We start from the raw sequence: 21,569 nt of genomic DNA on the forward strand, positions 1-21,569 counted from the left end.
GGGTGCGCCGGTCGTCCGACGCACCCCGCGTAGACAGGATCAGGCCTTGGGAGTCAGGTCGAAGGTGATGACCTGCTCGGGCTTGAGGCCGGGCTCGATCTGACCGGAACCCTGCAGGATCGCGATGCTCCGGGCGACCCGCTCGGCGTCGAGCGCGCCGACCGGGATGCCGGCGGCGGCCGACTTCACGTACGGGCCCATCAGGGTGAGCTCGGCGGCGACGCCCTCGGGCTTGGCCGTCTGCACGTACTTCTGCGTGATCGTGCCGGCCTCGGCCGGGTTCGCGATGGAATCGGCGAGACCCTTGAGCAGCGCCTCGGTGAACTTCCGGACCTTCTCCGGGTTGTCCGTGGCGTACTTGGACGACGTGATCAGGACGTTGCCGTACAGGTCCTGGAGGTAGTCGCTGTAGGGCAGGACGACGGCCTTCTTGCCCTTGGCCACGGTCTCGACGGTGGGCTTGCCGACCACGAACTGGCCGATGCCCTGCGTCCGGCCGGACGCGAGCAGGCCGATCAGCTCCTGGGCCTGGCCGTTCTGGAACTTGACCTTGTTGGGGTCGACGTTGGCCAGCTTGGCGTAGGTCGGGAACAGCGTGCGCACGACCGAACCGGGCTGGTCGGTCAGCGTCTTGCCCTCGAGGTCCTTGGGGGCGTTGATGCCGCTGCCTTCGAGCGCGATGATCGCGGCCATCGTGCGCTGCTGGATGGCCGCCACGGCGGTGAAGCCGCTGGTCTTGTCCTCGCCACCGGCGGCGATCAGGCCACCGGTCAGGTCGATCGGCGTGAACTGGGCCTGGCCGGACACGATCGACTTGATGTTCTCGCCGGAGCCCTTGCCCGGCTTGACGTCGACCTCGAAGCCGGCGTCCTTGAAGTAGCCCTTGTCGAGCGCGACGTACGCGTACGAGTCGCGGCCGAAGGTGCCGAACGAGGTCAGGTAAGTGATCTTTTCGAGCGAGGTGCCGCCGCTGCCACCGTCGTTGTCAGCCGAGTCGTCGCTGCACCCGGCGGCGGCGCTCATGGTGAGAGCGAGCGCGCCGGCGACAACGGAACGTACGAGGGTCCTTCTGTACACCGTGATCCTTCCCGACCTGGTCCGGTCGATGGAGAAGTCGGCAACCCGGCAAATGGCGCACCGGGGCCGTGAGTGGCCGAACGTGGGGCAGTGGTGTCCCGACGGGGATCGTAGGGCAAACTGGCACATGCATCGATGACAGGTTCGTCTCAAAAGCCGAAGTAGACGTATCCCACACCATCGATCATGATGAGCCGGGTATGCGCCCAGCTCGGCTTATGAGGGACGACCATGCGCGTTTGTCTGTTCATCGAGCCGCACCGTGGTGCGACGTACGACACCCAATTGAGGTTCGCCCGGCAGACTGAGGACGCCGGTTTCGAGGGCCTGCTGCGAGCCGACCACTACCGGGCGCTGACCCCCGAGCCGGGACTGCCCGGGCCGACGGACGCCTGGATCACGCTGGCCGGACTGGCCCGGGAGACCCGTACGCTGCGGATCGGCACGCTGGTCAACTCGGCGACGTTCCGGCTGCCCGGTCCACTGTCGATCATCGTGGCGCAGGTCGACCAGATGAGCGGCGGCCGGGTCGAGCTGGGGCTGGGCGCCGGGTGGGTCGAGCGCGAGCACACCGCGTACGGCATCCCCTTCCCCGCCCTGGGTGAGCGCTTCGACCGTCTCGAGGAGCAGCTCGAGATCCTCACGGGACTTTGGGGCACCCCGGAGGGCCATACGTACACGTACGAGGGACAGCACTACCACCTCGTGGACGCGCACGCGCTGCCGCGTCCGGTCCAGCGGCCGCACCCCCCGATCATCGTCGGAGGCAGGGGCCCGCGCCGGACGCCCGAGCTCGCGGCCCGCTACGCCGACGAGTTCAACATGCCGTTCAAGACCGTTCCCCAGACGGCGGCCGCGTTCGATCGCGTACGCGCGGCGGCCGCGAAGACCGGCCGGAAGCTCACGTATTCCGCGGGCATCGTGGTGGCGATCGGGCGTACCGACGCCGAGGCCGCCCGCCGCGCCGCCCCGCTGCACGTCAAGAGCGCGCTGCCGCCGGAGGACCCGGTGGTCGGCTCGCCCGACCAGCTCGTGCAGCGCATCGGCGAGATGCGCGAGATCGGCGCGACCCGGGTGCACCTGCGGCTGACCGAGATGGACGATCTGGACCACGTGGACCTGATCGCCGGCGCTGTCCTGCCTCAGCTGTCCAGGTAGGCGAGCACGGCCAGCACACGCCGGTTGTCGTCCTCCGACGGCGGCAGGCCGAGCTTGGTGAAGATGTTGTTGATGTGCTTGCTGACCGCCTTCTCCGTGACGAAGAGGCGCCCCGCGATCGCCGCGTTGGAACGGCCCGCGGCCATCTCGCCGAGCACCTCGCGCTCGCGGGCGGTGAGGACGTCGAGCGGCCGGCTGCGGTCGAGCAGCCGGGCCACCACCTCGGGGTCCATCATCGTGCCGCCCCCGGCCACCTGCCGCACCGCGTCGACGAACTGCGCCACGTCGGAGACCCGGTCCTTGAGCAGATAGCCGACCCCGCCGCGGCGGTCGGAGAGCAACTCGCGGGCGTAGAGCGCCTCGACGTGCTGGGAGAGCACCAGGATCGGCAGGCCGGGCGCCTGACGGCGGGCCGCGATCGCCGCCTGCAGGCCCTCGTCGGTGAACGTGGGCGGCAGCCGCACGTCGAGGACGGCAACGTCGGGCTTGTACTCGAGCAGGGTCGGCAGCACGTCGGGGCCACGGTCGACGACCGCGACGACGTCGAAGGCGAACGCCTCGAGGATGCGGGTCAGTCCGTCCCGGAGGAGAGCATGGTCCTCGGCGATGACGACGCGCACGGCAGCTCCATGGTGACGATGGTCGGTCCACCCGGCGGGCTGGACATGGTCATCGTGCCATCGAAGGCGGCGAGGCGGCGTTCCATTCCGGCCAGGCCCGTGCCACGTTTCGGGTCGGCCCCGCCCCGGCCGTCGTCCCCGATCTCGAGGCGCAGCACGCCACCGGTGTGATGCATGCTGACGTAGGCGAAGGTGGCGCCGCTGTGCCGTTGCACATTCGTCAGGGTCTCGGCGACCGCGAAGTAGGCGGCCGACTCGACCGGCGTCTCGAGGCGTCCGGTGACGTCCGAGTCCACAGTGGTCGGGATGCGCAACGTCAGGGCGAGGGCGCGCACCGCGCCGTCGAGGCCGCGCTCGGCCAGCACCGGCGGGTGGATGCCGCGGACGAGATGGCGCAGCTCGATCAGCGCGGTCGAGCTGGTCTCGCGGGCCTCGGCGAGAAGTTTGCGGACCGTGGCCGGATCACGGTCGACCAACTCCTCGGCCAGGCCGATGGTCATGCCGAGCGACACCAGCCGGGTCTGGGCGCCGTCGTGCAGGTCACGCTCGATGCGCCGCAGCTCGGCGGCCTGGGCGTCGACCGTGTCGGCCCGGGTGACGGTGAGCTGGGTGACCCGCAGCCGCAGCTCGGCGGCGCGGGTCGGGGCCAGGAAGAGCCGGCCGAACAGCGCGTCGAAGCGGCGCAGGTAGGGCGCGACGGCCAGGCCGAGCGCGAGGATGGCCGCGCCCTGGGGCAGCGAGAGGAAGCCCTCGCCGACGCTCTCGATCGGCCAGTTGACGCCGTAGCCGGACCACTCGCCGCCCAGATACATCCAGAGCGGCAGCAGGACGATGCCCTCGACCCCGTACGCCGGCAGGGCCAGCGTGACGATGCCGATGGCCAGCCCGGCGATCGCCCCGGGCAGCAGCCAGGCGAAGTCCCGCCAGGTCGCCGGGTCGGTGAGGATCCATTTGCAGTGGCCCCAGCCGATCGGCGCGAGGCCGGCGGGTTTGGGGCGGTAGGGCCGCGCGATGGGCACGCCATGCCAGCCCGCGACCCGCCGGGCCAGGTCGGCGCGCAGCCGGATCAGCGCGGTCACCGCCGGCAGCAGCATGAGGCCGATCCCGAGCACCGGGGTCAGCACCAGCGACACCACGAAGAGCACGAAGAGCGGGAAGTTGAGGACGGCGAGGGCGACCGCCAGAATGCCGGACGCCACCGCCCGGAGCCCTTCACGTAGCCAGTCTCTTGTCTCCACGCCTCTCATCGTGGCCCACCGGCGCTCGCAACTCAGTAGTGCTAGCCCTACCACCAGACGGGTTCTGGCACTCCTGACCTCGAGCGGCCGGCACGGTTGGCTGGAGGGCATGACGACAACGACAGAGCGGCCGCGCGCGACGGCCGGGAGCGACTTCGCTGAGCTGGGGCGACGGATCAACGCGGCGGGGCTGCTGCGCCGGCGTCCGGCGTACTACGTGGCCCGGCTGAGCCTGGTCGGCGGCGCGCTGATCCTCGGCTGGGGCGCGTTCTTCGTGGTCGGTGCGTCGTGGTGGACGCTGGCCGTGGCCGCCTTCCTCGCGGTGGTGTTCGCGCAGACCGCGCTGGTCGCCCACGACCTCGCCCACCGGCAGGTGTTCCGCACCAACAAGCCGAGCGGCCGGGCCGGGCTGATCGCCGGCAACGTCGCGATCGGCATGTCCTACGGCTACTGGATGGACAAGCACACCAAGCACCACGCCAACCCCAACCACGACGACCTCGACCCGGACGTCGGGCCGGGCGTGCTGGTCTGGTCGCGGGAGGCGGCGGCCGGTCACGGGTTCCTGGCGCGCTACCAGGCGTACTTCTTCTTCCCGCTGCTGACCCTGCTGGGCCTGTCGCTCAAGCGGGACAGCGTGCGGTGGATCGTCGAGAAGCGCCGCCGGACCGAGGCCGTCCTGATCGGCCTGCACTTCATCGCCTACGCCGCCGCGCTGCTGCTGGTGCTGAGCCCGCTGCAGGCGCTGGCGTTCCTCGTGGTGCACCAGGCGATTTTCGGTGTCTACCTGGGACTGACGTTCGCCCCCAACCACAAGGGCATGCCGCACCCCACCGGCGACGAGGACTTCCTGCGCAAGCAGGTGCTGACCTCGCGCAACGTGCGCGGCGGCCGGTTCGTCGACGCGGCCCTGGGCGGGCTCAACTACCAGATCGAGCACCACCTGTTCCCGGCCATGCCCACGCCGAACCTGCGCCGGGCCCAGCCGATCGTGCGGCAGTACTGCGCGGAGATCGGCGTCCCGTACGAGATGACCGGCCTGACCGACTCGTACCGGCAGGCCCTGAGCCACCTGCACGACGTCGGCGCCGATCTCCGCGCCGCCCGCCGCTAACGGGGGATGTTGCGCAGGTTCGTGCGGGCCAGGTGCAACATCTGACCGACGCCGCCGGAGAGCACCGACCTTCCGGCGGCGAGCGCGAACCCGGCCGCCTCCTCCTTGGTGATGTGCGGCGGGATCTCCAGGGCGCTCGGGTCGGTGACGACGTCGAGCAGCGCCGGGCCGTCGTGGTCGAGCACCGAGCGCAGCGCGCCCCGCACCTCGTCCGGCTTCTCGACCCGGATCGCGTGCAGGCCGGCGGCCCGCGCGATCGCCGCGAAGTCGACGTGGTCGTGGTCGGTCTCGTACGGTGGGTCGCCGGCCACGAGCATCTCGAGGCGGACCATGCCGAGGCTGGAGTTGTTGAAGACGACCACCTTGACCGGCAGGTCGTGCAGCTTGGCAGTGAGCAGCTCGCCGAGCAGCATGGCCAGGCCCCCGTCGCCGGACATCGAGACCACCTGGCGGCCGGGGTCGAGCTTCGCCGCGCCCAGGGCGTGCGGCAGCGCGTTGGCCATCGTGCCGTGCACGAACGAGCCGAGCAGGCGGCGACGCCCGTTCGGCGTGATGTAGCGGGCCGCCCAGCTCGTGCACATGCCGGTGTCGGCGGTGAAGACCGCGTCGCCGGCCGCTTCCTCGTCGAGCACCGAAGCCACGTACTCGGGATGGATCGGCACCAGGTTCTCGACGTTCCTGGTGTAGGCGCCGACGACCCGCTCGAGCTCGTCGACGTGCTTCTTGAGCATGCGGTTGAGGAACTTGTGGTCCTTGCGCTCCAGCTTGGGCAGCAGCGCCCGCAGCGTCGCCCGGACGTCGCCGGCCACCCCGAGGTCGAGCGCCGTCCGGCGGCCCAGGCGGGCCGGGTCGATGTCGATCTGGATCGTGTTCTTCTGCGGCAGGAACTGCCGGTACGGGAAGTCGGTGCCGAGCAGCAGGAGCAGGTCGGCCTCGTGGCTCGCCTCATAACAGGCGCCATAGCCCAGCAGGCCCGACATGCCGACGTCGTACGGGTTGTCGTACTGCAGCACGTCCTTGCCCGGCAGCGTGTGCCCGACCGGCGCGCCCAGCACCTCGGCCAGTTCCAGCACCTCGCCGCGGGCGCCGGCGCAGCCGATCCCACCGAAGATCGCCACCGTCCCGGCCGCGTTGATCCGTTCGGCCAGGTCCTCGAGCACGTAGTCGGACGGCGGGCCGAGCACCGGGCCGGCCACCGCGTGCCCCACGCCGGTGTCGTTCGTCGCGTCCGCGGCGAGCACGTCGCCCGGCATGATCAGCACCGCCGCGCCCCGCTTGCCGACCGCCTGCTGGATGCTCATGCGCGCCATCCGGGGCATCTGCCCGGCCGACGAGACCATCTCGGCCCAGTGGCTGGCCTGGCCGAACAACTGCTTGGGGTCGGTCTCCTGGAAGAAGCCGCCGCCGATCTCGCTGGAGATGATGTGCGAGGCGATCGCCAGCACGGGAGCGCCCGAGCGCTGCGCGTCGAAGACCCCCTGGATCAGGTGGGTGTTGCCCGGCCCGCAGCTGCCCGCGCAGACCGCGAGCTTGCCGGTGAGCTGGGCCTCGGCCGCGGCCGCGAACGCCGCGGCCTCCTCGTTGTGCACGTGGACCCACTCGATGGCGTCGTTGCGCCGGATCGAGTCGGACAGGGCGTTGAGGCTGTCCCCCACCAGCCCGTAGATCCTGCTCACCCCGGCCTGGACGAGCACCTCGACCAACTGGTCGGCGACTGTCTTTCCCTTACCGAACACCGCGGCCTCCCGCCGTCGTGCGAATGTGCGTGAGGTACCCGAGCGGACGAATGCGTGAACGGAGCGGTAAATGGATCTGCGTCTCACCGATAAGGTGGCGGTCGTCACTGGCAGTAACGCCGGAATAGGCGAGGCTGTCGCGCGCGGGCTGGCCGCCGAGGGCGTGCACCTCGTGTTGTGCGGCCGCGACGAGGATCGCCTGCGGGCCGTCGCGTCCTCGATCCCCGACGTCCGGGTGGTGACCGTCGCCGCCGACCTGACCCGGCCCGACGGCGCGGCGCGGGTGGCCGCGGCCGTCGGCGAGCTCGGCGGCGCGGACATCCTCATCAACAACGCCGGCACCGGCAGCGACGAGAAGATCCTGACCGCGCCCGACTCGCGCTGGCAGGAGTACTGGGAGCTGCACGTGATGGCGGCCGTCCGGCTGGCCCGCGAGATAGCGCCGGGCATGAAGGCCCGGGGTGGCGGGGTGATCTTGCACAACGCGTCGATCTGCGCCACCCAGCCGCTCGGCTACGAGCCGATCTACAACGTCACCAAGGCCGCGCTCGTGATGTTCTCGAAGTGCCTGGCGAACGAGCTGATCGGGGACAACATCCGGGTCAACACGGTGAACCCCGGCCTGGTCATGACCGGGGACTGGATCAAGACCGCGAAGGCGTTGACCGCCGGCACCGATCAGACGTGGGAGCAGTACCTGGAGGGGATCGCCCAGGACAACGCGCCGATCGGACGGTTCGCCACCCCCGAGGAGGTGGCGGACTTCTTCGTCTTCCTCTGTTCCGAGCGTGCCGCCTATTCGGTCGGCTCGACCCATTATGTGGACGGCGGCTGGCTCAAAGTGACGACCTGAGCCACGGGACGAGCAACGGCAGGACGACGGCCGCCTGCATCGCGGCCAGGTGGTCGGCCTCCGGAATCAATTCCACTTCCCAGCCGTACGTCCGCAGCCGCGCACGGTTGGCCCGGAGCGGCTCGGCGAGGGCGACGTAGGCGTTGTCCCACGCCGGGCCGTACCGGATGTTGTCGTCCTCGCCGGCGAAGGCCAGCCGGGGCACGTCGAGACGCACGGCGGTGTCGTCGAATGCGCGAAGCGACTCGTACAGGGTCACGAACTGGCGGGTCTGGCCGGGCGTCTGGGTGAACGCGACGGAATCCCAGTCGCCCGGGACGGGCTCGCCGGTCGGCGGGGGCGGCGGGTCGATCGCCATCCGGTGGGCCGAGCGGGTGACCGCGAGCATCGCCTCGTAGGGGCCGCCGAGCGGCGGGAAGCCGCCCATGGCCAGCGCGGTGAGCCGGTCGGTGCGCAGGGCCAGCTGCAGTCCGCACAGGGCGAGCCACGAGTAGCCGTAGTAGGCGAACCGGTCGGCGCCGGCGGCGTCGGCGATGGCCAGCAGGTCGGCCGTGGCCGCGTCGGCGGTGAGGGTCAGGGGCGCCGGGTGGTCGTTGCGGTGGCCCTCGTAGTCGGCCGTGACGGCCCGGAAGCCGGCCTCGGCCAGGCCGGACGCGAGGGTGTGGCCGAGAGCGGGGTCGCCGCCCCAGGCCCGCATCGCCTCGGCCTGCGCGCCGTCGGCGATCACCGTGCTGACCGGGAGGAGGATGGCCGGACCGGTGCCGTGGACCTGGACGTCGATGGTGGAACCGTCGTGGAGTCGAGCAGTCGGCATGCAAAACACTATACACTGTCAGGAGTTATGGACGACCACCTCAGGCGGCTCTGGCGGCATCGTGGGGCGACGCTGCCCACGCCCCGCCGCGGGCCGAGACAGCAACTCGACCTCGACGAGATCCTCGCCGCCGGCATCGAGATCGCGGACGCCTCCGGGCTCGAGGCGGTGTCGACGCGGGCCGTGGCCGCGCGCTTCGGCAAGACGGCGATGGCGCTCTATCCGTACGTCGGAACCAAGGAGAACCTGCTCGCGCTGATGCAGGACCAGGCGACGGCCATGCCCGTTCTCGATCTGTCACCGAGCGGGCTGGCGGAGGCTTTGCGGGCGTGGGCCACGGCGCTCTTCGAGGTGTATCTGGCTCATCCGTGGCTGACCGAGCGGCCCTGGTCGCAGGCCAGCCAGGGGCCACACGAGCAGGACTGGCTGGAGGCGCTGCTGGGGATCTTCGAGCGCTTCGCGGTGCCGGCCGGGTCGCGGGCGCCCGCGGTGACCATGCTGTACGCGACGACGCGCGCGACCGCGCAGACCGCGGCGGCCTACCGGCGTCTGACCGAGAACGATCTCGAGCAGTGGCGCGCCCGGGCAGCGGCGATCCCCGAATCGTTCCCGCTCTCGGCCGCCCTCCCCCCGATCACCCCGCACTGGGCCGACGCTCCCCGCGCGGGCCTGCACGCGGCGGTCGGGCTGCTCGCGGCCGGTCTGGTCGCGGCCGAGCCGCCCGCCTAGCCCGTACCGCCCTACAGCTGTGCCGCGTCCAGACCGATGAGGTCCCGCAGCGCGCTCTCGCCGCCGGGGGTGAGCCGCACGGCCCGGCCCGAGCCGATCCGGGTGACCCAGCGCCGCGTGAGGGCCGCCTCGCACAGGCGCGCCCCGGCCACCCCGGCCAGGTGCTGCCGCCGCTCGGTCCAGTCGAGGCAGCCGCGGGCCAGCGGCCGCCGCCCCGGCCGCAGCTCGGCCCCGGTCACCGAGGTCAACACCGTTCTCCCGTACGGGGTGAGCGCGAACCCGCCGTCCACGTCGAGCATCCCCGCCCCGGCCATCGCCTCGGTGACGGCCACCCCGAGCCGCCCGGCCAGATGGTCGTAGCAGGTGCGGCCCCGCCGCAGGGCCGCGCTCGCGGTGACGGCCCGCAGGCCGGTGACCGGCGCCGGGCGGGGCTCCAGCCGCGCGGCCAGGTCCTCGATGAGCTGGGCCGCCGACTCGTCGGCCAGCTGCACGTACCGGTGCCGGCCCTGCCGCCGCTCGACCAGCAGCCCGCCGGCGACGAGCCGGTGCAGGTGCTCGGTGGCGGTGGACGGCGCGACCCCGGCGTGCCGGGCCAGCTCGCCCGCCGTCCAGGCCCGCCCGTCGAGCAACGCCAGGCAGACGGCCGCCCGCGTCTCGTCCGCGAGCAGCCCGGCGAGGGCGGCGAGGTCTCCGGCGGTGGCCATGTGTCCAGTGTGCGGCGCAACGGTTCGGCGCCGGCCGAAGCTTCGCCCCCGGTGGACAACCCGACGCCGTCAGCCCCTCCCCTGATGGGCCGGGGCCCGGGTGGCGGCCTCGGCGGAATTGCCGATCGCGGCACGCCGGCCGAGGGCCCGGATCGCCAGGAAGCTGATCGGCGCGAGGGTCAGGTGGCACAGCGCCAGCGCGATCGTGCTCGTCCCGTCGAGATCGGCGGGCAGCGTCATCACGAGGATCGTCACGACCGCCAGCACGGGGGCGACGATCGCCGCTACCCGGGCGACCCACGGGCCGAGCCGCGCGAGCACCGCCACGAGGACCAGCCCGACCAGCAGAGGCACGGCACTGAAACCGGCCACCGTGACGGCGTCGACCTCGTTGACGACGCCCCCGGTGGTGAAGCGGAAGCTGCCGCCGGCCGCGCGGCCCACCCCGTACACGACGAGGTTGACGATCACGGCGGCCACGCAGGCCAGGGCGATGATCGCCGGCCGGCTACGCATCGGTTCCGCGCTTCAGATAGGCCTCGATGCGGGCGAAGGCGCCCTGCCAGACCTCGCCGACGAAGAAGTCGCGGATCTCGGGGACGGGGAAGCCGCTCTGTGTGACCGTCATGAGCGTGCCGTCGCCCTTCTCCTCGAAGGTGACCTCGATGCGGGTGGTCATCTCCTGGCCGTCGGGCCCCGAACCGGTCGACTCGGTGACCAGCCGGCGGGGCCGGTCGATCTCGAGGAAGGTCTGGGTCTCCCGGAAGAGGGTGTCCCGGTCGGACCCCCACACGGCGGTCTGCCGGCCGCCCACCCGCAGGTCGACCTCGATCTCGACGATGCCCGGCTCGTCGTCGAGGATGCTGAACCAGATCTTCTGTTTCTCGGCGTCGGTGTAGGCGTCGAACACCTCCTCGGGCGTGGCCGGCAGCTCCCGCGTGACCCGCATGTCCAGTGTCATGTCCCCTGCTCCTTGCTCCGGTCGGTGTCGTCCGCGCCGCGGCGCAGCGTGAAGTAGGCGTCGAGGCCGTCGAGGCGACGGGCCCAGAGGCGTTGGTAGAAGCTGATCCAGGCCAGCGCGTCGTCGAGCGGCGCCGGGGCGAGGCGGCACTGCCGGGTGCGGCCGACCTTCTCGGTGACCACCAGACCGGCGTCCTCGAGCACCTGGACGTGTTTCTTCATGCCGGTCAGGGTCATGCCGGCCGGCTCGGCGAGCTCCCCGATGGTCGCCGGCCCCGCCCCCAGTCGCACCAGCACGCCGCGCCGGGTCGCGTCGGCAAGCGACGCGAAGACCCGATCCAATCCCTCATGCTGAACCACGTGGTTCACCTTACGAAACTGAACCAGAAAGTTCAACGTCCGGACGGATGGTGTCGTCGGTTCCGGAAGTGGATCGTCCACTTCCCGTTCTACGGTGTGCTGATGCAGTCGAGGATCAAAGGGATGTGGTGGGGCATGGCCGTCGAGGCGCCCGACCCCGCCGCGCTGGCCCGGTTCTACTCCGAGCTGATCGGCTGGCCGGTCGTCCACGAGGAGCCGGGCACCACCGTCCTGGCCACCGCCGCGGACGGCTCCGCCTTCGTCGTGTTCCAGCAGGCGACCGACTACGAACGGCCGGTCTGGCCCCCGTCGGAGGGCCACCAACGGCCGATGATGCACTTCGATTTCCAGGTCGCCGACCTCGACTCCGCCGTGGCCGAGGCGCGGGCGCTGGGCGCCGACCTGGCCGGCCACCAGCCGCAGCCGCACGTCCGGGTCCTGCTCGACCCGGCCGGTCACCCCTTCTGCCTGGTCCGCGACGACGACTGATGTGTCGGCCCGAGCAGGGCGGCAATCCCTTTTACCAGCGCGATTCCGAGGGCTTGACTTGAAGCTCGGTTCACCTTGGAGACTCACCGAAAGTCAGCGTGGCGTACAGCTGGGGAGTCGTCGTGGACATCGGTGTCATTCTGCCTTCGGTGGCGGCGCAACAGCGCGAAGGACTCGATCTGCCGGCGGCGGCCCGCCACGCGGAGGAGCTCGGGCTCGACAGTGTCTGGCACGGTGACCACCTGGCCACGGGCATGCCGTCGCTGGACTGCGCGGTGGCGCTGGCCGCGGCGGCCGCCGCCACCAGCCGGATCCGGGTCGGGGCGAGTGTCTTCATCCCGGCGATCCGCCCGCTGGCCTGGGCGGCCAAGCAGGTGGCGAGTCTCCAGCACGTGTCGGCCGGTCGCCTAATCCTCGGCATCGGCTCCGGCGGTGGCGAAGCCCAGTGGGCGGCCGCCGGCGTGCCCTATGCCGAGCGGGCCGCCCGCACCGACACCGCGCTCGAGCTCCTGCCGTCCCTGCTCGGCGGCGACGAGGTCGAGCTGCCCGACGAGGAGGGCCGCCCCCGGGTGACGCTGGCCCCGGCCGTGCCCGTCCCGCCACTGTGGATCGGCAACCTGGCCGTCCGCCGGGCCGCGCGGTACGGCGACGCCTGGTTCCCGTCGCTCATCACACCGGCCGAGCTGACCGCCGGCGCCACCCGCCTGGCCGAGCTGGCCGCCCGGTTCCGGCGCCCGGTCCCGGCGATCACCATCGGGGCGGCCGGGGCCCTGGGCGACGGGCCCGGCCTGCCGGATGCGGCCGAGATGACCACGAACCTGATCCGGGCGTACGGGAAGGAGCCCGCGCAGGCCGAGCTTCTGCCGATCACCGGCGGCGCCACGCAGATCGCCGGCCGCTTCGCGGAGTACGAGAGCGCCGGCGCGAGCCACGTGGTGATCGGTCTGGCCGGTGACGGCTGGCGGCGACAGTGCGAGGTGCTGGCCGAGGCCCGCACCTCGCTGTCGTAGCGTCAGGCGGCCGGCGTCACCGACCAGCCGTCGGCGTAGGCGATGTGGACGGGACGGATCTCCTCGTGCCAGGCGCCCGGCACGGGCTCGGTCCGCAGGATCACCGGCCGGTCGACCAGGACGCAGCGGTGCTCGCCGGGCCACCACCAGCCGGCCGACCGGGTGAGCGCCGACCACTCGGCGAATTCGCGCTCGCGGCTCAGGCGGGGTGTCACCGTTTGCCGGATGGCGTCGATGTGGGCGACCCAATGGGCGTCCTGATGGCCGTACCAACCCACCGGCACGGGGCCGAGCGCGGCCCGCACCGGCAGATAGAGACCGGCCAGACTGCGGAAGAGCGCATTCCGTACGCCCTGCGTGAGCAATTCGTGGAACGGCAGCCCGGAGTCGAGGGCCGGGCCGGGCGGCAGGACGGGCCACGCTTCGCCCTTGCGGCGTTCGGCGGCGGACGATCGGCGGGCGGCTCGGCGTGGTCGGCCTCGAGAGCGGACCGCAGGCGGGACAGGCCCGCCGCGATGTCACCGGCCAGGGGGAAACGGCCGGGTGGCCGGCGGTCGCCCAGCCAGGACCGCAGGTCGTCGTGGATGGGCAGACCTTCGAGGTACGGGAGGGCCGCGCGGGGCGACGGGACCCGGACGAACTCCGGGCGCGGGCGGCCGTGACGGGCGTACAGCGAAGTGATTGTCTCTTCGGTGCTGCTGTGGTCGGCGGGCTTGGTGGAGAGCGCCACCTCGAGCCATTCGCGGCGTACGGCCGCCGCCCGATCCCACAGCTCCTGACGAAGCGCGGCCTGTCGCCGCGCGGGCGCGATCAAAGCGCGAGGGCGCACGCGCCCTTCCGGGAGAAGATCATGAGGTCAGCTTCCCCCGGAACGGGCGGCGTGTCCAGCGGTTATTTCGGGGCGCCGAGGTCGTCGAGGGCCTTGACCGAGCCGCGGTGCAGCGGCACGGGATCGGACTTGCGGGCCTGGTCGAGGCTGATCTCCTTGGCCGCGGCGTTGGCCTGTTCGAGTTGCGGCTTGCGGTCGAAGAGCGTCCTGGTCAGCACGCAGGCGACGTTGGCATCGAGGTCGTCCTTCACCAGCAGCAGGTTGGGGACGACGATCGTCGGGGTGTCGCCGGCCAGCTTGTAGGTGGCGGCCGGGATGGCGCCGGCCTCGTACACCGGGTTGATCTTCTGCAGCTCCGGCAGCAACGGGGTGACGTCGAGGAACTCGACCTGATCGCCAGAGGTGGTGAGCAGGTCGGTGATGCCGGGCGTGGGCAGGCCGCCCGACCAGAAGAGGGCATCGATCGAGCCCTCCTTCATCCCGTCGACCGTCTTGGTGAGGTCGAGCTTCTGGGCGCTGACGTCCTGGGCCGGGTCGAGGCCGGCCGCCGTCAGCAGCCGGTTGGCGATGACCTCGGTGCCGGACTTGGGCGAGCCGGTGGAGACCCGCTTGCCCTTCATGCCGGCGACGTCCTTGATGCCGGCGGCCTTGCGGACGATCACCTGGGTGTAGTTGGTGTGGATGCGGGCCAGGGCGGCGATCGGCTGCTTGCTGTCGAAGCTGCCGGTCCCGTTGATCGCGTCGGCGGCGGTGTCGGCCAGCGAGAAGGCGATGCCGTAGCTGCCGGCCACGAGCTGCTGGATGTTCTGGACCGACGCGCCGGTCTCGGAGGCGGTCGCCTGGACCTTGCCGCCGGCCTCCCCGAGCTGCTCGGCGTACGCGTTGCCGAGCGCGAAGTACACGCCGGTCGCGTTGCCGGTGGCGATGCCGAGCCGGGTCTCGGCGGCGACGTCGCAGGTCACCTCGCCCCCCGCGTCCGTGGAGGCGGCGTCCTGCCGTCCGCCGCAGGCCGTCAGCGCCCCGGTGAGGGCGAGAGCGAGCCCGGCGGTCATGGCCATGCGTCTCATATCAACCCCGTTCTTCGGTGTGCGTGGTGTCGCGGCCGGGCCGGCGGCCCGGTCCGGAGTCCGGGTCGTCCTCGGTCGAAGCGGAGGGCGGCGCCGCATCGGACGGCGGCGGGTCGGGGTGCCTACGGTCGGCGGCGGCCCAGCCCACGGCGGCCAGCAGCAGGGCGACGCCGAGGCCGATCGTCAGCGGCTCGAGGTAGAGCAGCAGCAGCCCGGCCAGCGCGGCCAGCACCCGGCTGCCGGTGCCCGCGCGTCCGATGCCCAGCACCCAGCCGCCCGTGGCGACCGCGAGGGCGGCCACCCCGGCCATCGCGGCCGCGGTGGCCCAGACGACGTCGACGAAGGGCCCCCGGGCGAGCAGGTACGACCCCGACGGCGTGAGCACGAACGCGATCGGGGCCAGGAACGCCGGAAGGGCGTACTTGAGGGCCTGCCACATCGTCGGGATCGTGCGCCCGCCGGTGATCGCGCTCGCCCCGACGGCGGCCAGGGCCGTGGGCGGGGTGACCTCGGAGAGCACCGAGTAGTAGAAGACGAACATCGCCGCGGCCGGGGCCGGGACGCCCAGGGCCAGCAACGCCGGGCCGATGATGACCCAGCCGATGATGAAGCTCGCGGTGACCGGGACGGCCAGCCCGAGGATGGCCAGCGCCACGGCCGCGAGGACGACGGTCAGCGCCAGCACCGCCGTCGGGTTCGAGGTGACCGCCTGGGCCCCGCGCACCAGCAGCGACGCCAGCTGGGCGCCGAGACCGGTCTTGGTCGTGGTGGCGGTGATGATGCCGGCGGCGGCGCAGACCGCGACGACCGGCAGCACGCTGCGGACGCCGGCGCTGAGCGCGGTGAACAGCCGGTGCGGGGTCAGCCAGGACCGCCGGTCGAGGAACGACAGCGCGAAGGCCAGCAGCGTGGCGTAGACGACGGCCCGGGTGGCGCTCTGGCCCAGCGCCAGCAGGACGACGATCAGCACCAGCGACGAGAAGTGGTAGCCGAAGCGGCCCAGCAGCCGCAGCGTGCTGACCGGCGGCGCGTCGAGCCCGCGCACCCGGAAACGGCGGACGTCGATCTCGACGGCGAGCAGGATGCCGAGGTAGTAGAGAACCGTCGGGATCATCGCCCAGCCCAGGACGGTCAGGTAGGAGACGTCCAGATACTCGGCGACGATGAACGCGGCCGCGCCCAGGGTGGGCGGGGACAGGATCGCGCCGACGCCGGCCGCGGCCAGCATGCCGCCCGCCTGCTCGGCCGGGTAGCCGGCCCGGCGCAGCAGGGGCCAGGTGACCGCGCCGACGCTGACCGCGGTGGCCGTGCCCGAGCCCGAGACGGTGCCCAGCAGGAAGCCGGCCGCGACCGCTGTCCGCCCGGCCGCGCTGCGCGACTTGCGGAAGGCGGCCACCGACAGGTCGACGAAGAAGCGGCTCGCGCCGGACAGGTCGAGCACGGCGCCGTAGATGGTGAACAGCACGATGTACGTGGCCGCGACGTCCAGCGGCGTGCCGTAGAACCCGCTGCCCGAGTTGTAGAGCGCGTCGACGATCTGGGCGAAGTCGAGGCCGGCGTGGGCGACGGACCACTCCTGCGGCAGCAGCCCGCCGTAGTACCCGTACGCCAGGAAGGCCAGGCAGACCACCGGCAGCACCCACCCGGTCGTCCGCCGGCAGGCCTCGACGACCAGGAGCAGCAGCACCGCGCCGAAGGCGATGTCGGCCGGTTCGAGCAGCCCCTGACGGTCGAGGAAGCCGTCGTAGCCGCCACCGATCGGGCTCAGCGGATAGAGGCAGACGATTAGGGCGGTGACCGCCAGGATCCAGTCGGGCACGGTCGGCCGGTCGCGGCTCTCCCGCTGCGCGTCGCGGCTCTCCCGCTGCGCGTCGCGGCTCTCCCGCTGGAACAGCCGCGATCGGTAGGCCAGGAAGACCAGCGGAAGCGTGCCGGCCAGAAAGATGATCAGGTAGTACTGGCTGCCGCGGGCGAGGGGACGGAAGACCTGCCAGAGCACCAGCACGGCCACCGCGAAGGCGACGACGCCCACGCCCAGCCCGACGCGCCCCTTGAGGTCGCGGGCGGGCAGCTCCTCGTCGTCGTACTGCAGAGCGTCCATCGTGGACAGACGTCCCGAAGATCGATCATCGCCCATGAAACGGACAGTACTAGTTCGCGTCGCGCTTGGTAACCGCACGACTCTGTAACGAACCAGGGCCGTGTCTGCACCCGGTTGGCAACCGTTGGACCACCCGGGCCGCAACCCGGCGACGGCGTAATGGACCCCTGACCGTCGGCGGAGGGGGCCGTATGACCGTGCAGGTGGAAATTCAGCAGAAGCAGCAGCCCGGCGAACTGGCCCGGGACTTCGCGGCGCTGCGCCGGCGCCGCATGATGGGCCTGGTCAACGGCGTCACGGTGGCCAGCCTGACCGGCGGCGGCACCGACCGTCTCACCCGGTCGGGCATCGTGCGCCCCGACCTGCGCCGCAGCTTCGGCACGGCCACCGGGGTCGCCCGCGGCGTACCGCTGACGGTCCGCCTGCGCCTGGTCAGCGCGAACTCCGGCCGCCCGTTGAGCGGCCACGCCGTCTACCTGTGGCACGCCGACCGCGACGGGGCGTACTCGCTGCACTCCCCCGGCCTGACCGGGCAGAACTATCTGCGGGGCGTCCAGGGCACCGACGACAACGGCTGGGTCACCTTCACGACGATCTTCCCCGGCGCGTCCGGCGGCCGGTGGCCGCACCTGCACTTCGAGGCCGCCGCCGGGGTGACCGGCCAGGTGGCCCTGCCCAGCGACGTCTGCGCCAGGGTCTACGCGGTGCGGGGCTACGAGGAGAGCGCCACCCACCTCGCCCTGGCCCACCCGATGGCCGAGGACGGTGGCGACCTGGCGATGGCCACCGTCACCGGGGATCTTGGCCGTGGCCTCGTGGCGACCAGGACCATGAGCATCTAGCGAGGAGGCTCAGGGCTCCGATCAGCGGTTCTCGTTCGCCGAGATGTCGCGGCGGTCGGCCCGGGTCGCCACCTGGCTGCGGGCCCGGGTCGCCACCTGGCTGCGGGCCCGGGCGTACGCCGGGGTGACCGTGGTGCCCTCGCCCGACCCGCTGCGCCTGGCCGTGCCCAAGGCCTACGTCGTGCCGGCCGAGGGCTGACCGGCCGACGCCGCGACGGCCGAGACCTTTTTCGCGTACGCCCGGGAGCACATGCCGCCGTACGCGAGGATCCGCCGCCTCGCGTTCGCCGACCTGCCCAAGACGATCTCCGGCAAGATCCGCCGGGTCGAGCTGCGCGCCGCCGAGCGGGACAAGCACGCCGACCCGGCCGCCGAGCCCCCCGGAGAATTCGCCGGATAGATTGGCGCGATGCTCCGACGGCGCCTGCTCTATCCGCTCGCTGTGGCGCTGCTGCTGGGGCAGATGGCGTTCGCCATGGTCACCACGGCCGTGCAGCAGTCGCCGACCATCGACGAGCCGGTCTACGTGGCCGCCGCCGAGGTCTACCGCCAGCAGCACAGCCTGGCCCTCAACCCCGAGCATCCGCCGCTGGCCAAGCTGGCGATGGCGGCCGGCCTGGCCTTCACCAGCCCGCGCCTGGACGAGCCGGCGGGGGCCGACCAGACGACCCTGGGGCGGCAGCTGCTCTACGAGAGCGGCAACAACCCGTCCGAGCTCATGCTGGCCGCCCGGCTGCCGATCATCCTGCTCACGCTGCTGTTCGGGCTGGCGGTCCTGTTCTTCGCGCGCGACCTCGCCGGGCCGTGGGCCGGGCTGGTCGCCCTGACCCTGTACGCCTTCTCACCCGACGTGATCGCACACGGCTCGCTGGCCACGCTGGACGTGCCCGCGGCCGGGTTCGTACTGGTGACCTTCTGGATGTTGTGGCGGGCCCGCGAGCGGCCACGTCTGTATCTGGCGCTGGCCGGTCTGGCCCTGGGCGCGGCCCTCGCAACGCGGATGAACACGCTCGCCGTCGTCCCGATGGCCCTGCTCCTGGCCCTGCTCGCGCCGGTCGCCGGCCGCCGCTCATCCGCACGAGTCCCAGCCCCGGCTCTATCGTCGGGCCCACCGGCCGCACCGCCCGCTTCCGACGTGCCCGCCGCGTCGCCCACATCCAGCGCGCCCTCGGCATCGCCCACATCCAGCATGCCCGCCGCGTCGCCTTCCGCCGGCGCGGTTTCGGCCGGGGGCGGGACGGCTCCTCGGGGTTCACATTCTTCCCTGGGCCTCCTGCGGTCGGGGGCCACCGGGCGCGGGCTGGGATTTCGCCTGCTCGGCGCGGCCGGCATGGGGCTGATCGCGGTGGCGGTGGTGTGGCTCGTCTACCTGGCCATCGATCCGCGGTTGCGGTGGACGGCTCCGGCCGGCCTGGCCCACCCCGGCGGGCTGAAGGGCCTCGCTGTCGACCTGCTGCCGTTCCCGCGGGCATACCGCGACGGCGTGCTGATGCAGTTCGAGTTCGAGTCGCGCACGTTCAACGGGTTCCTGCTCGGCGAGGCCTACCGCGGCGCGAAGTGGTACTACCTGCCCGTCGCGCTGCTGATCAAGACGCCGATCGGGATGCTGCTGCTGTGGCTGGCCGGCGCGGTCACCCTGCTGCTCAAGAAGTGGATCGCCGCGCTGTACCTGCTGCTGCCGGCCGGCGTGCTGTTCCTGGTGGCCATGTCGGGCGCCCGCGACTACGGCACCCGCTACGTCATCTTCGCGCCGATGCTGCTCGCCGTCGCGGCCGGAGCGGTGGTGCTCCTGCGGTGGCGCTGGGCCTGGATCCCGACGGCCGCGCTGGTCGCCTTTGTCGCGGTCAGCTCGCTGAGGACGTTCCCGTACTACCTGCCCTACTCGAACGAGGCCTTCGGCGGCACCGCCAACACCCACAACAACCTGCACGACTCGAACGTCGACTGGGGCCAGGACCTGCCCCGCCTGGCCGACCGCCTGCGCACGAAGTACCCGGGTGAACAGATCTGGCTGGTCTACAAGGGCGCGGGCGTGCCGGCCTACTACGGCATCGAGGCCCGCGACCCGCTGACCGTGCCGGTCGCCCAGGTGCGCGGCCTGCTGGTGGTCTCGGACTCCCGGGTCGCCCAGGCCCAGAACCAGCTCAAGCGCCTGCTCGACACCAGCACCCCGATCGACCAGGTCGGCCACTCCATGACGATCTATCGCCGCTGACGCTCAGGCGTTGCGGGTGGCCGCGACGTCCTGCAGGCCGAGGAGGCCGACCGCCTGCTCGCGCATCTCGACCTTGCGCACCTTGCCGGTCACCGTCATCGGGAAGTCGTCGACGACATGCACGTAACGCGGCACCTTGTAATGGGTGAGCTCGCCGGCGCAGAAGGCGCGGACGTCGTCGGCGGTCAGCGGTGCCGCGCCGGGGCGCATGACGACCCAGGCCATCAGCTCCTCGCCGTACTTGGCGTCGGGCACGCCGATGACCTGCACGTCGGCGATGTCGGGGTGGGTGTAGAGGAACTCCTCGACCTCTCGCGGATAGACGTTCTCGCCGCCCCGGATCACCAGGTCCTTGATCCGCCCGACGATGTTGACGTAGCCCTCGGCGTCCATCGTGGCCAGGTCGCCGGTGTGCATCCAGCGGGCCGCGTCGATCGCCTCGGCTGTCGCGTCCGCCTGGTTCCAGTAGCCCAGCATCACCGAGTAGCCGCGGGTGCACAGCTCGCCCGGCTCGCCGTGCGGCACGGGCCGGCCGGTGTCCGGGTCGACCACCTTGGACTCCAGATGCGGCATCACCCGGCCGACGGTCTCGGTGCGGCGGGCCAGGGTGTCGTCGGGGCGGGTCATCGTCGACACCGGCGACGTCTCGGTCATCCCGTAGCAGATCGCCACCTCGCCCATGTTCATCTCGGCGACCACGCGCTTCATCACCTCGACCGGGCACGGTGAGCCGGCCATGATGCCGGTGCGCAGCGTCGACAGGTCGTAGTCGGCGAAGCCGGGCAGGCCGAGTTCGGCGATGAACATCGTCGGCACGCCGTAGAGCGAGGTGATCCGTTCGGCGGCCACGGCGGCCAGCGTGGCCGCCGGGTCGAAGCCGGGAGCGGGCAGCACGATGCAGGCGCCGTGCGAGGTGGCCGCGAGATTGCCCATCACCATGCCGAAGCAGTGGTAGAGCGGGACCGGCAGGCAGACGCGGTCGTGCTCGGTGTAGTTGATCAGCTCGCCGACGAAGTAGCCGTTGTTGAGGATGTTGTGGTGCGAGAGGGTCGCGCCCTTGGGGAAGCCGGTCGTGCCCGACGTGTACTGGATGTTGATCGGGTCGTCGAACGCCAGATCCGACATGTCCGGGTCGTCCCCGTCGAGGAACAGCTCGGTGAATCCCGGCGTGCCGAGATAGGCGACCTCGGCGAATCCGATCGAGGTGACCATCCCCCGGTAGTCGCTGGTCTTGAACGACTCGGCGCTCACCAGCAGCTTGAGGCCCGACTGCTCGACGACGTAGCGCAGCTCGTGCGTCCGATAGGCCGGGTTGACGTTGACCAGGATCGCGCCGATCTTCGCGGTGGCGTACTGGGTGATGACCCACTCGGCGCAGTTCGGCGCCCAGATGCCGACCCGGTCGCCCTTTCCGATGCCGCGCGCGAGCAGACCCCGGGCCAGCCGGTTCACGTCGGCGTCGAGCTCCGCGTAGGTCCAGCGGCGGCCGGCCGCCACGTCGACCAGCGCCTCCCGCTCGCCGAAGCGCGCGACCGTGCGTTCCAGATTGGCGCCGATCGTCTCGCCGAGCAGGGGCAGCTCCGACACACCCGAGGCATAGGACAGCATTCCCGCAGCATGACCCCCGACGGCGTACGGGGTCTAGGGTCTGGG

At 71.8% G+C, this 21,569-nt stretch carries 23 protein-coding genes; 10 read left to right on the forward strand and 13 right to left on the reverse strand.

Translation table 11 applies throughout. The features are described from left to right. Positions 1–39: 39 nt before the first annotated feature. A complete protein-coding gene (locus HJC40_RS29335; protein WP_250006140.1) occupies positions 40–1,023 on the reverse strand; it encodes an ABC transporter substrate-binding protein in 984 nt (327 codons plus the stop codon). A 285-nt stretch (positions 1,024–1,308) separates the two neighbouring features. Between HJC40_RS29335 and HJC40_RS29340 the strand changes: the two genes are divergently transcribed. Continuing rightward, entirely contained in the window at positions 1,309–2,235 is a 927-nt protein-coding gene (locus HJC40_RS29340) for an LLM class F420-dependent oxidoreductase (RefSeq protein ID WP_250005954.1), read from the forward strand. On the opposite strand, the gene HJC40_RS29345 is transcribed toward HJC40_RS29340, so the two are convergent. Together HJC40_RS29345 and HJC40_RS29350 are read right to left on the reverse strand one after the other, a co-directional pair. Further along, positions 2,220–2,855 carry a response regulator transcription factor gene (locus HJC40_RS29345; RefSeq protein ID WP_250005955.1) on the reverse strand — a complete coding sequence of 212 codons (636 nt, stop codon included), beginning with the start codon at positions 2,853–2,855 and terminating at the stop codon, positions 2,220–2,222. The two genes, HJC40_RS29340 and HJC40_RS29345, sit on opposite strands and share 16 nt — an antisense overlap. Then, on the reverse strand, positions 2,807–4,102 hold the full coding sequence (locus HJC40_RS29350; protein WP_250005956.1) for a sensor domain-containing protein: 1,296 nt from the start codon (positions 4,100–4,102) through the stop codon (positions 2,807–2,809). The genes HJC40_RS29345 and HJC40_RS29350 overlap by 49 nt, the downstream gene beginning before the upstream one ends. A gap of 100 nt (positions 4,103–4,202) precedes the next feature. Here HJC40_RS29350 and HJC40_RS29355 point away from each other — a divergent pair, with 100 nt between their 5' ends. Then, positions 4,203–5,207, forward strand: coding sequence for an acyl-CoA desaturase (locus HJC40_RS29355; RefSeq protein WP_250005957.1), 1,005 nt, complete (start codon positions 4,203–4,205; stop codon positions 5,205–5,207). Here HJC40_RS29355 and HJC40_RS29360 read toward each other — a convergent pair. Then, a complete protein-coding gene (locus HJC40_RS29360) occupies positions 5,204–6,943 on the reverse strand; it encodes a pyruvate dehydrogenase (protein ID WP_250005959.1) in 1,740 nt (579 codons plus the stop codon). The genes HJC40_RS29355 and HJC40_RS29360 overlap by 4 nt on opposite strands. 70 nt (positions 6,944–7,013) lie before the next feature. Between HJC40_RS29360 and HJC40_RS29365 the strand changes: the two genes are divergently transcribed. Beyond that, positions 7,014–7,796, forward strand: a complete 783-nt coding sequence (locus HJC40_RS29365; RefSeq protein WP_250005961.1) for an SDR family NAD(P)-dependent oxidoreductase — start codon at positions 7,014–7,016, stop codon at positions 7,794–7,796. Here HJC40_RS29365 and HJC40_RS29370 read toward each other — a convergent pair. Beyond that, entirely contained in the window at positions 7,780–8,610 is an 831-nt protein-coding gene (locus HJC40_RS29370; RefSeq protein WP_250005963.1) for an alpha/beta hydrolase, read from the reverse strand. The two genes, HJC40_RS29365 and HJC40_RS29370, sit on opposite strands and share 17 nt — an antisense overlap. 27 nt (positions 8,611–8,637) lie before the next feature. Between HJC40_RS29370 and HJC40_RS29375 the strand changes: the two genes are divergently transcribed. Further along, positions 8,638–9,339, forward strand: coding sequence for a TetR/AcrR family transcriptional regulator (locus HJC40_RS29375; RefSeq protein ID WP_250005964.1), 702 nt, complete (start codon positions 8,638–8,640; stop codon positions 9,337–9,339). Between the two features lie 11 nt (positions 9,340–9,350). Here HJC40_RS29375 and HJC40_RS29380 read toward each other — a convergent pair whose 3' ends face one another. The 4 genes from HJC40_RS29380 to HJC40_RS29395 all read right to left on the reverse strand — a co-directional run bounded on the left by HJC40_RS29380 (position 9,351) and on the right by HJC40_RS29395 (position 11,363). After that, positions 9,351–10,043, reverse strand: a complete 693-nt coding sequence (locus HJC40_RS29380) for a helix-turn-helix transcriptional regulator (protein ID WP_250005966.1) — start codon at positions 10,041–10,043, stop codon at positions 9,351–9,353. A gap of 69 nt (positions 10,044–10,112) precedes the next feature. Next, on the reverse strand, positions 10,113–10,559 hold the full coding sequence (locus HJC40_RS29385) for a DUF6069 family protein (RefSeq protein ID WP_250005968.1): 447 nt from the start codon (positions 10,557–10,559) through the stop codon (positions 10,113–10,115). Beyond that, positions 10,552–11,004 carry an SRPBCC domain-containing protein gene (locus tag HJC40_RS29390; protein ID WP_250005969.1) on the reverse strand — a complete coding sequence of 151 codons (453 nt, stop codon included), beginning with the start codon at positions 11,002–11,004 and terminating at the stop codon, positions 10,552–10,554. The genes HJC40_RS29385 and HJC40_RS29390 overlap by 8 nt, the downstream gene beginning before the upstream one ends. Beyond that, positions 11,001–11,363 carry a metalloregulator ArsR/SmtB family transcription factor gene (locus tag HJC40_RS29395; protein ID WP_250005971.1) on the reverse strand — a complete coding sequence of 121 codons (363 nt, stop codon included), beginning with the start codon at positions 11,361–11,363 and terminating at the stop codon, positions 11,001–11,003. The genes HJC40_RS29390 and HJC40_RS29395 overlap by 4 nt, the downstream gene beginning before the upstream one ends. 102 nt (positions 11,364–11,465) lie before the next feature. Between HJC40_RS29395 and HJC40_RS29400 the strand changes: the two genes are divergently transcribed. Both HJC40_RS29400 and HJC40_RS29405 read left to right on the forward strand, forming a co-directional pair. Next, positions 11,466–11,852: a VOC family protein gene (locus tag HJC40_RS29400; RefSeq protein WP_250005972.1), complete on the forward strand. Its 387-nt coding sequence runs from the start codon at positions 11,466–11,468 to the stop codon at positions 11,850–11,852. A gap of 122 nt (positions 11,853–11,974) precedes the next feature. Beyond that, the gene (locus HJC40_RS29405) at positions 11,975–12,862 is read left to right on the forward strand and encodes an LLM class flavin-dependent oxidoreductase (protein ID WP_250005973.1); all 888 of its coding nucleotides are present in this window, start codon (positions 11,975–11,977) and stop codon (positions 12,860–12,862) included. A gap of 2 nt (positions 12,863–12,864) precedes the next feature. On the opposite strand, the gene HJC40_RS29410 is transcribed toward HJC40_RS29405, so the two are convergent. From HJC40_RS29410 to HJC40_RS29420, 3 genes are all read right to left on the reverse strand, one after another. Then, the gene (locus HJC40_RS29410) at positions 12,865–13,227 is read right to left on the reverse strand and encodes a DUF6745 domain-containing protein (RefSeq protein ID WP_250005975.1); all 363 of its coding nucleotides are present in this window, start codon (positions 13,225–13,227) and stop codon (positions 12,865–12,867) included. A gap of 526 nt (positions 13,228–13,753) precedes the next feature. Then, positions 13,754–14,749 carry a TAXI family TRAP transporter solute-binding subunit gene (locus HJC40_RS29415; RefSeq protein ID WP_250005977.1) on the reverse strand — a complete coding sequence of 332 codons (996 nt, stop codon included), beginning with the start codon at positions 14,747–14,749 and terminating at the stop codon, positions 13,754–13,756. Between the two features lie 10 nt (positions 14,750–14,759). After that, the gene (locus HJC40_RS29420) at positions 14,760–16,895 is read right to left on the reverse strand and encodes a TRAP transporter fused permease subunit (protein WP_250005979.1); all 2,136 of its coding nucleotides are present in this window, start codon (positions 16,893–16,895) and stop codon (positions 14,760–14,762) included. A gap of 155 nt (positions 16,896–17,050) precedes the next feature. On the opposite strand from HJC40_RS29420, the gene HJC40_RS29425 reads away from it, so the two are divergent. The 4 genes from HJC40_RS29425 to HJC40_RS29440 are packed head-to-tail and all read left to right on the forward strand — an operon-like array spanning position 17,051 to position 19,916. Then, positions 17,051–17,701 carry an intradiol ring-cleavage dioxygenase gene (locus tag HJC40_RS29425; RefSeq protein WP_250005981.1) on the forward strand — a complete coding sequence of 217 codons (651 nt, stop codon included), beginning with the start codon at positions 17,051–17,053 and terminating at the stop codon, positions 17,699–17,701. 43 nt (positions 17,702–17,744) lie between these two features. Further along, positions 17,745–17,900 carry a hypothetical protein gene (locus HJC40_RS29430; protein WP_250005983.1) on the forward strand — a complete coding sequence of 52 codons (156 nt, stop codon included), beginning with the start codon at positions 17,745–17,747 and terminating at the stop codon, positions 17,898–17,900. Between the two features lie 51 nt (positions 17,901–17,951). Further along, positions 17,952–18,101, forward strand: a complete 150-nt coding sequence (locus HJC40_RS29435; protein ID WP_250005985.1) for a hypothetical protein — start codon at positions 17,952–17,954, stop codon at positions 18,099–18,101. A gap of 9 nt (positions 18,102–18,110) precedes the next feature. After that, positions 18,111–19,916, forward strand: coding sequence for a glycosyltransferase family 39 protein (locus HJC40_RS29440; protein ID WP_250005987.1), 1,806 nt, complete (start codon positions 18,111–18,113; stop codon positions 19,914–19,916). A 3-nt stretch (positions 19,917–19,919) separates the two neighbouring features. On the opposite strand, the gene HJC40_RS29445 is transcribed toward HJC40_RS29440, so the two are convergent. Then, positions 19,920–21,524 carry an AMP-binding protein gene (locus HJC40_RS29445; RefSeq protein WP_250005990.1) on the reverse strand — a complete coding sequence of 535 codons (1,605 nt, stop codon included), beginning with the start codon at positions 21,522–21,524 and terminating at the stop codon, positions 19,920–19,922. Positions 21,525–21,569: the final 45 nt, after the last annotated feature.

Origin of the sequence: Actinoplanes sp. M2I2, from assembly GCF_023544445.1 — a bacterium.
In the GTDB taxonomy this organism is placed as follows: Bacteria; Actinomycetota; Actinomycetes; order Mycobacteriales; family Micromonosporaceae; genus Actinoplanes.

What these genes read in the sequence shown, in the direction of transcription:
- HJC40_RS29335 (WP_250006140.1), bottom strand. Translation starts at nt 1,023, where the DNA reads ATGAGCGCCGCCGCCGGGTGCAGCGACGACTCGGCTGACAACGACGGT.
- HJC40_RS29340 (WP_250005954.1), top strand. Translation starts at nt 1,309, where the DNA reads ATGCGCGTTTGTCTGTTCATCGAGCCGCACCGTGGTGCGACGTACGAC.
- HJC40_RS29350 (WP_250005956.1), bottom strand. Translation starts at nt 4,102, where the DNA reads ATGAGAGGCGTGGAGACAAGAGACTGGCTACGTGAAGGGCTCCGGGCG.
- HJC40_RS29355 (WP_250005957.1), top strand. Translation starts at nt 4,203, where the DNA reads ATGACGACAACGACAGAGCGGCCGCGCGCGACGGCCGGGAGCGACTTC.
- HJC40_RS29365 (WP_250005961.1), top strand. Translation starts at nt 7,014, where the DNA reads ATGGATCTGCGTCTCACCGATAAGGTGGCGGTCGTCACTGGCAGTAAC.
- HJC40_RS29370 (WP_250005963.1), bottom strand. Translation starts at nt 8,610, where the DNA reads ATGCCGACTGCTCGACTCCACGACGGTTCCACCATCGACGTCCAGGTC.
- HJC40_RS29375 (WP_250005964.1), top strand. Translation starts at nt 8,638, where the DNA reads ATGGACGACCACCTCAGGCGGCTCTGGCGGCATCGTGGGGCGACGCTG.
- HJC40_RS29380 (WP_250005966.1), bottom strand. Translation starts at nt 10,043, where the DNA reads ATGGCCACCGCCGGAGACCTCGCCGCCCTCGCCGGGCTGCTCGCGGAC.
- HJC40_RS29385 (WP_250005968.1), bottom strand. Translation starts at nt 10,559, where the DNA reads ATGCGTAGCCGGCCGGCGATCATCGCCCTGGCCTGCGTGGCCGCCGTG.
- HJC40_RS29390 (WP_250005969.1), bottom strand. Translation starts at nt 11,004, where the DNA reads ATGACACTGGACATGCGGGTCACGCGGGAGCTGCCGGCCACGCCCGAG.
- HJC40_RS29400 (WP_250005972.1), top strand. Translation starts at nt 11,466, where the DNA reads ATGCAGTCGAGGATCAAAGGGATGTGGTGGGGCATGGCCGTCGAGGCG.
- HJC40_RS29415 (WP_250005977.1), bottom strand. Translation starts at nt 14,749, where the DNA reads ATGGCCATGACCGCCGGGCTCGCTCTCGCCCTCACCGGGGCGCTGACG.
- HJC40_RS29420 (WP_250005979.1), bottom strand. Translation starts at nt 16,895, where the DNA reads ATGGGCGATGATCGATCTTCGGGACGTCTGTCCACGATGGACGCTCTG.
- HJC40_RS29425 (WP_250005981.1), top strand. Translation starts at nt 17,051, where the DNA reads ATGACCGTGCAGGTGGAAATTCAGCAGAAGCAGCAGCCCGGCGAACTG.
- HJC40_RS29430 (WP_250005983.1), top strand. Translation starts at nt 17,745, where the DNA reads ATGTCGCGGCGGTCGGCCCGGGTCGCCACCTGGCTGCGGGCCCGGGTC.
- HJC40_RS29435 (WP_250005985.1), top strand. Translation starts at nt 17,952, where the DNA reads ATGCCGCCGTACGCGAGGATCCGCCGCCTCGCGTTCGCCGACCTGCCC.
- HJC40_RS29440 (WP_250005987.1), top strand. Translation starts at nt 18,111, where the DNA reads ATGCTCCGACGGCGCCTGCTCTATCCGCTCGCTGTGGCGCTGCTGCTG.
- HJC40_RS29445 (WP_250005990.1), bottom strand. Translation starts at nt 21,524, where the DNA reads ATGCTGTCCTATGCCTCGGGTGTGTCGGAGCTGCCCCTGCTCGGCGAG.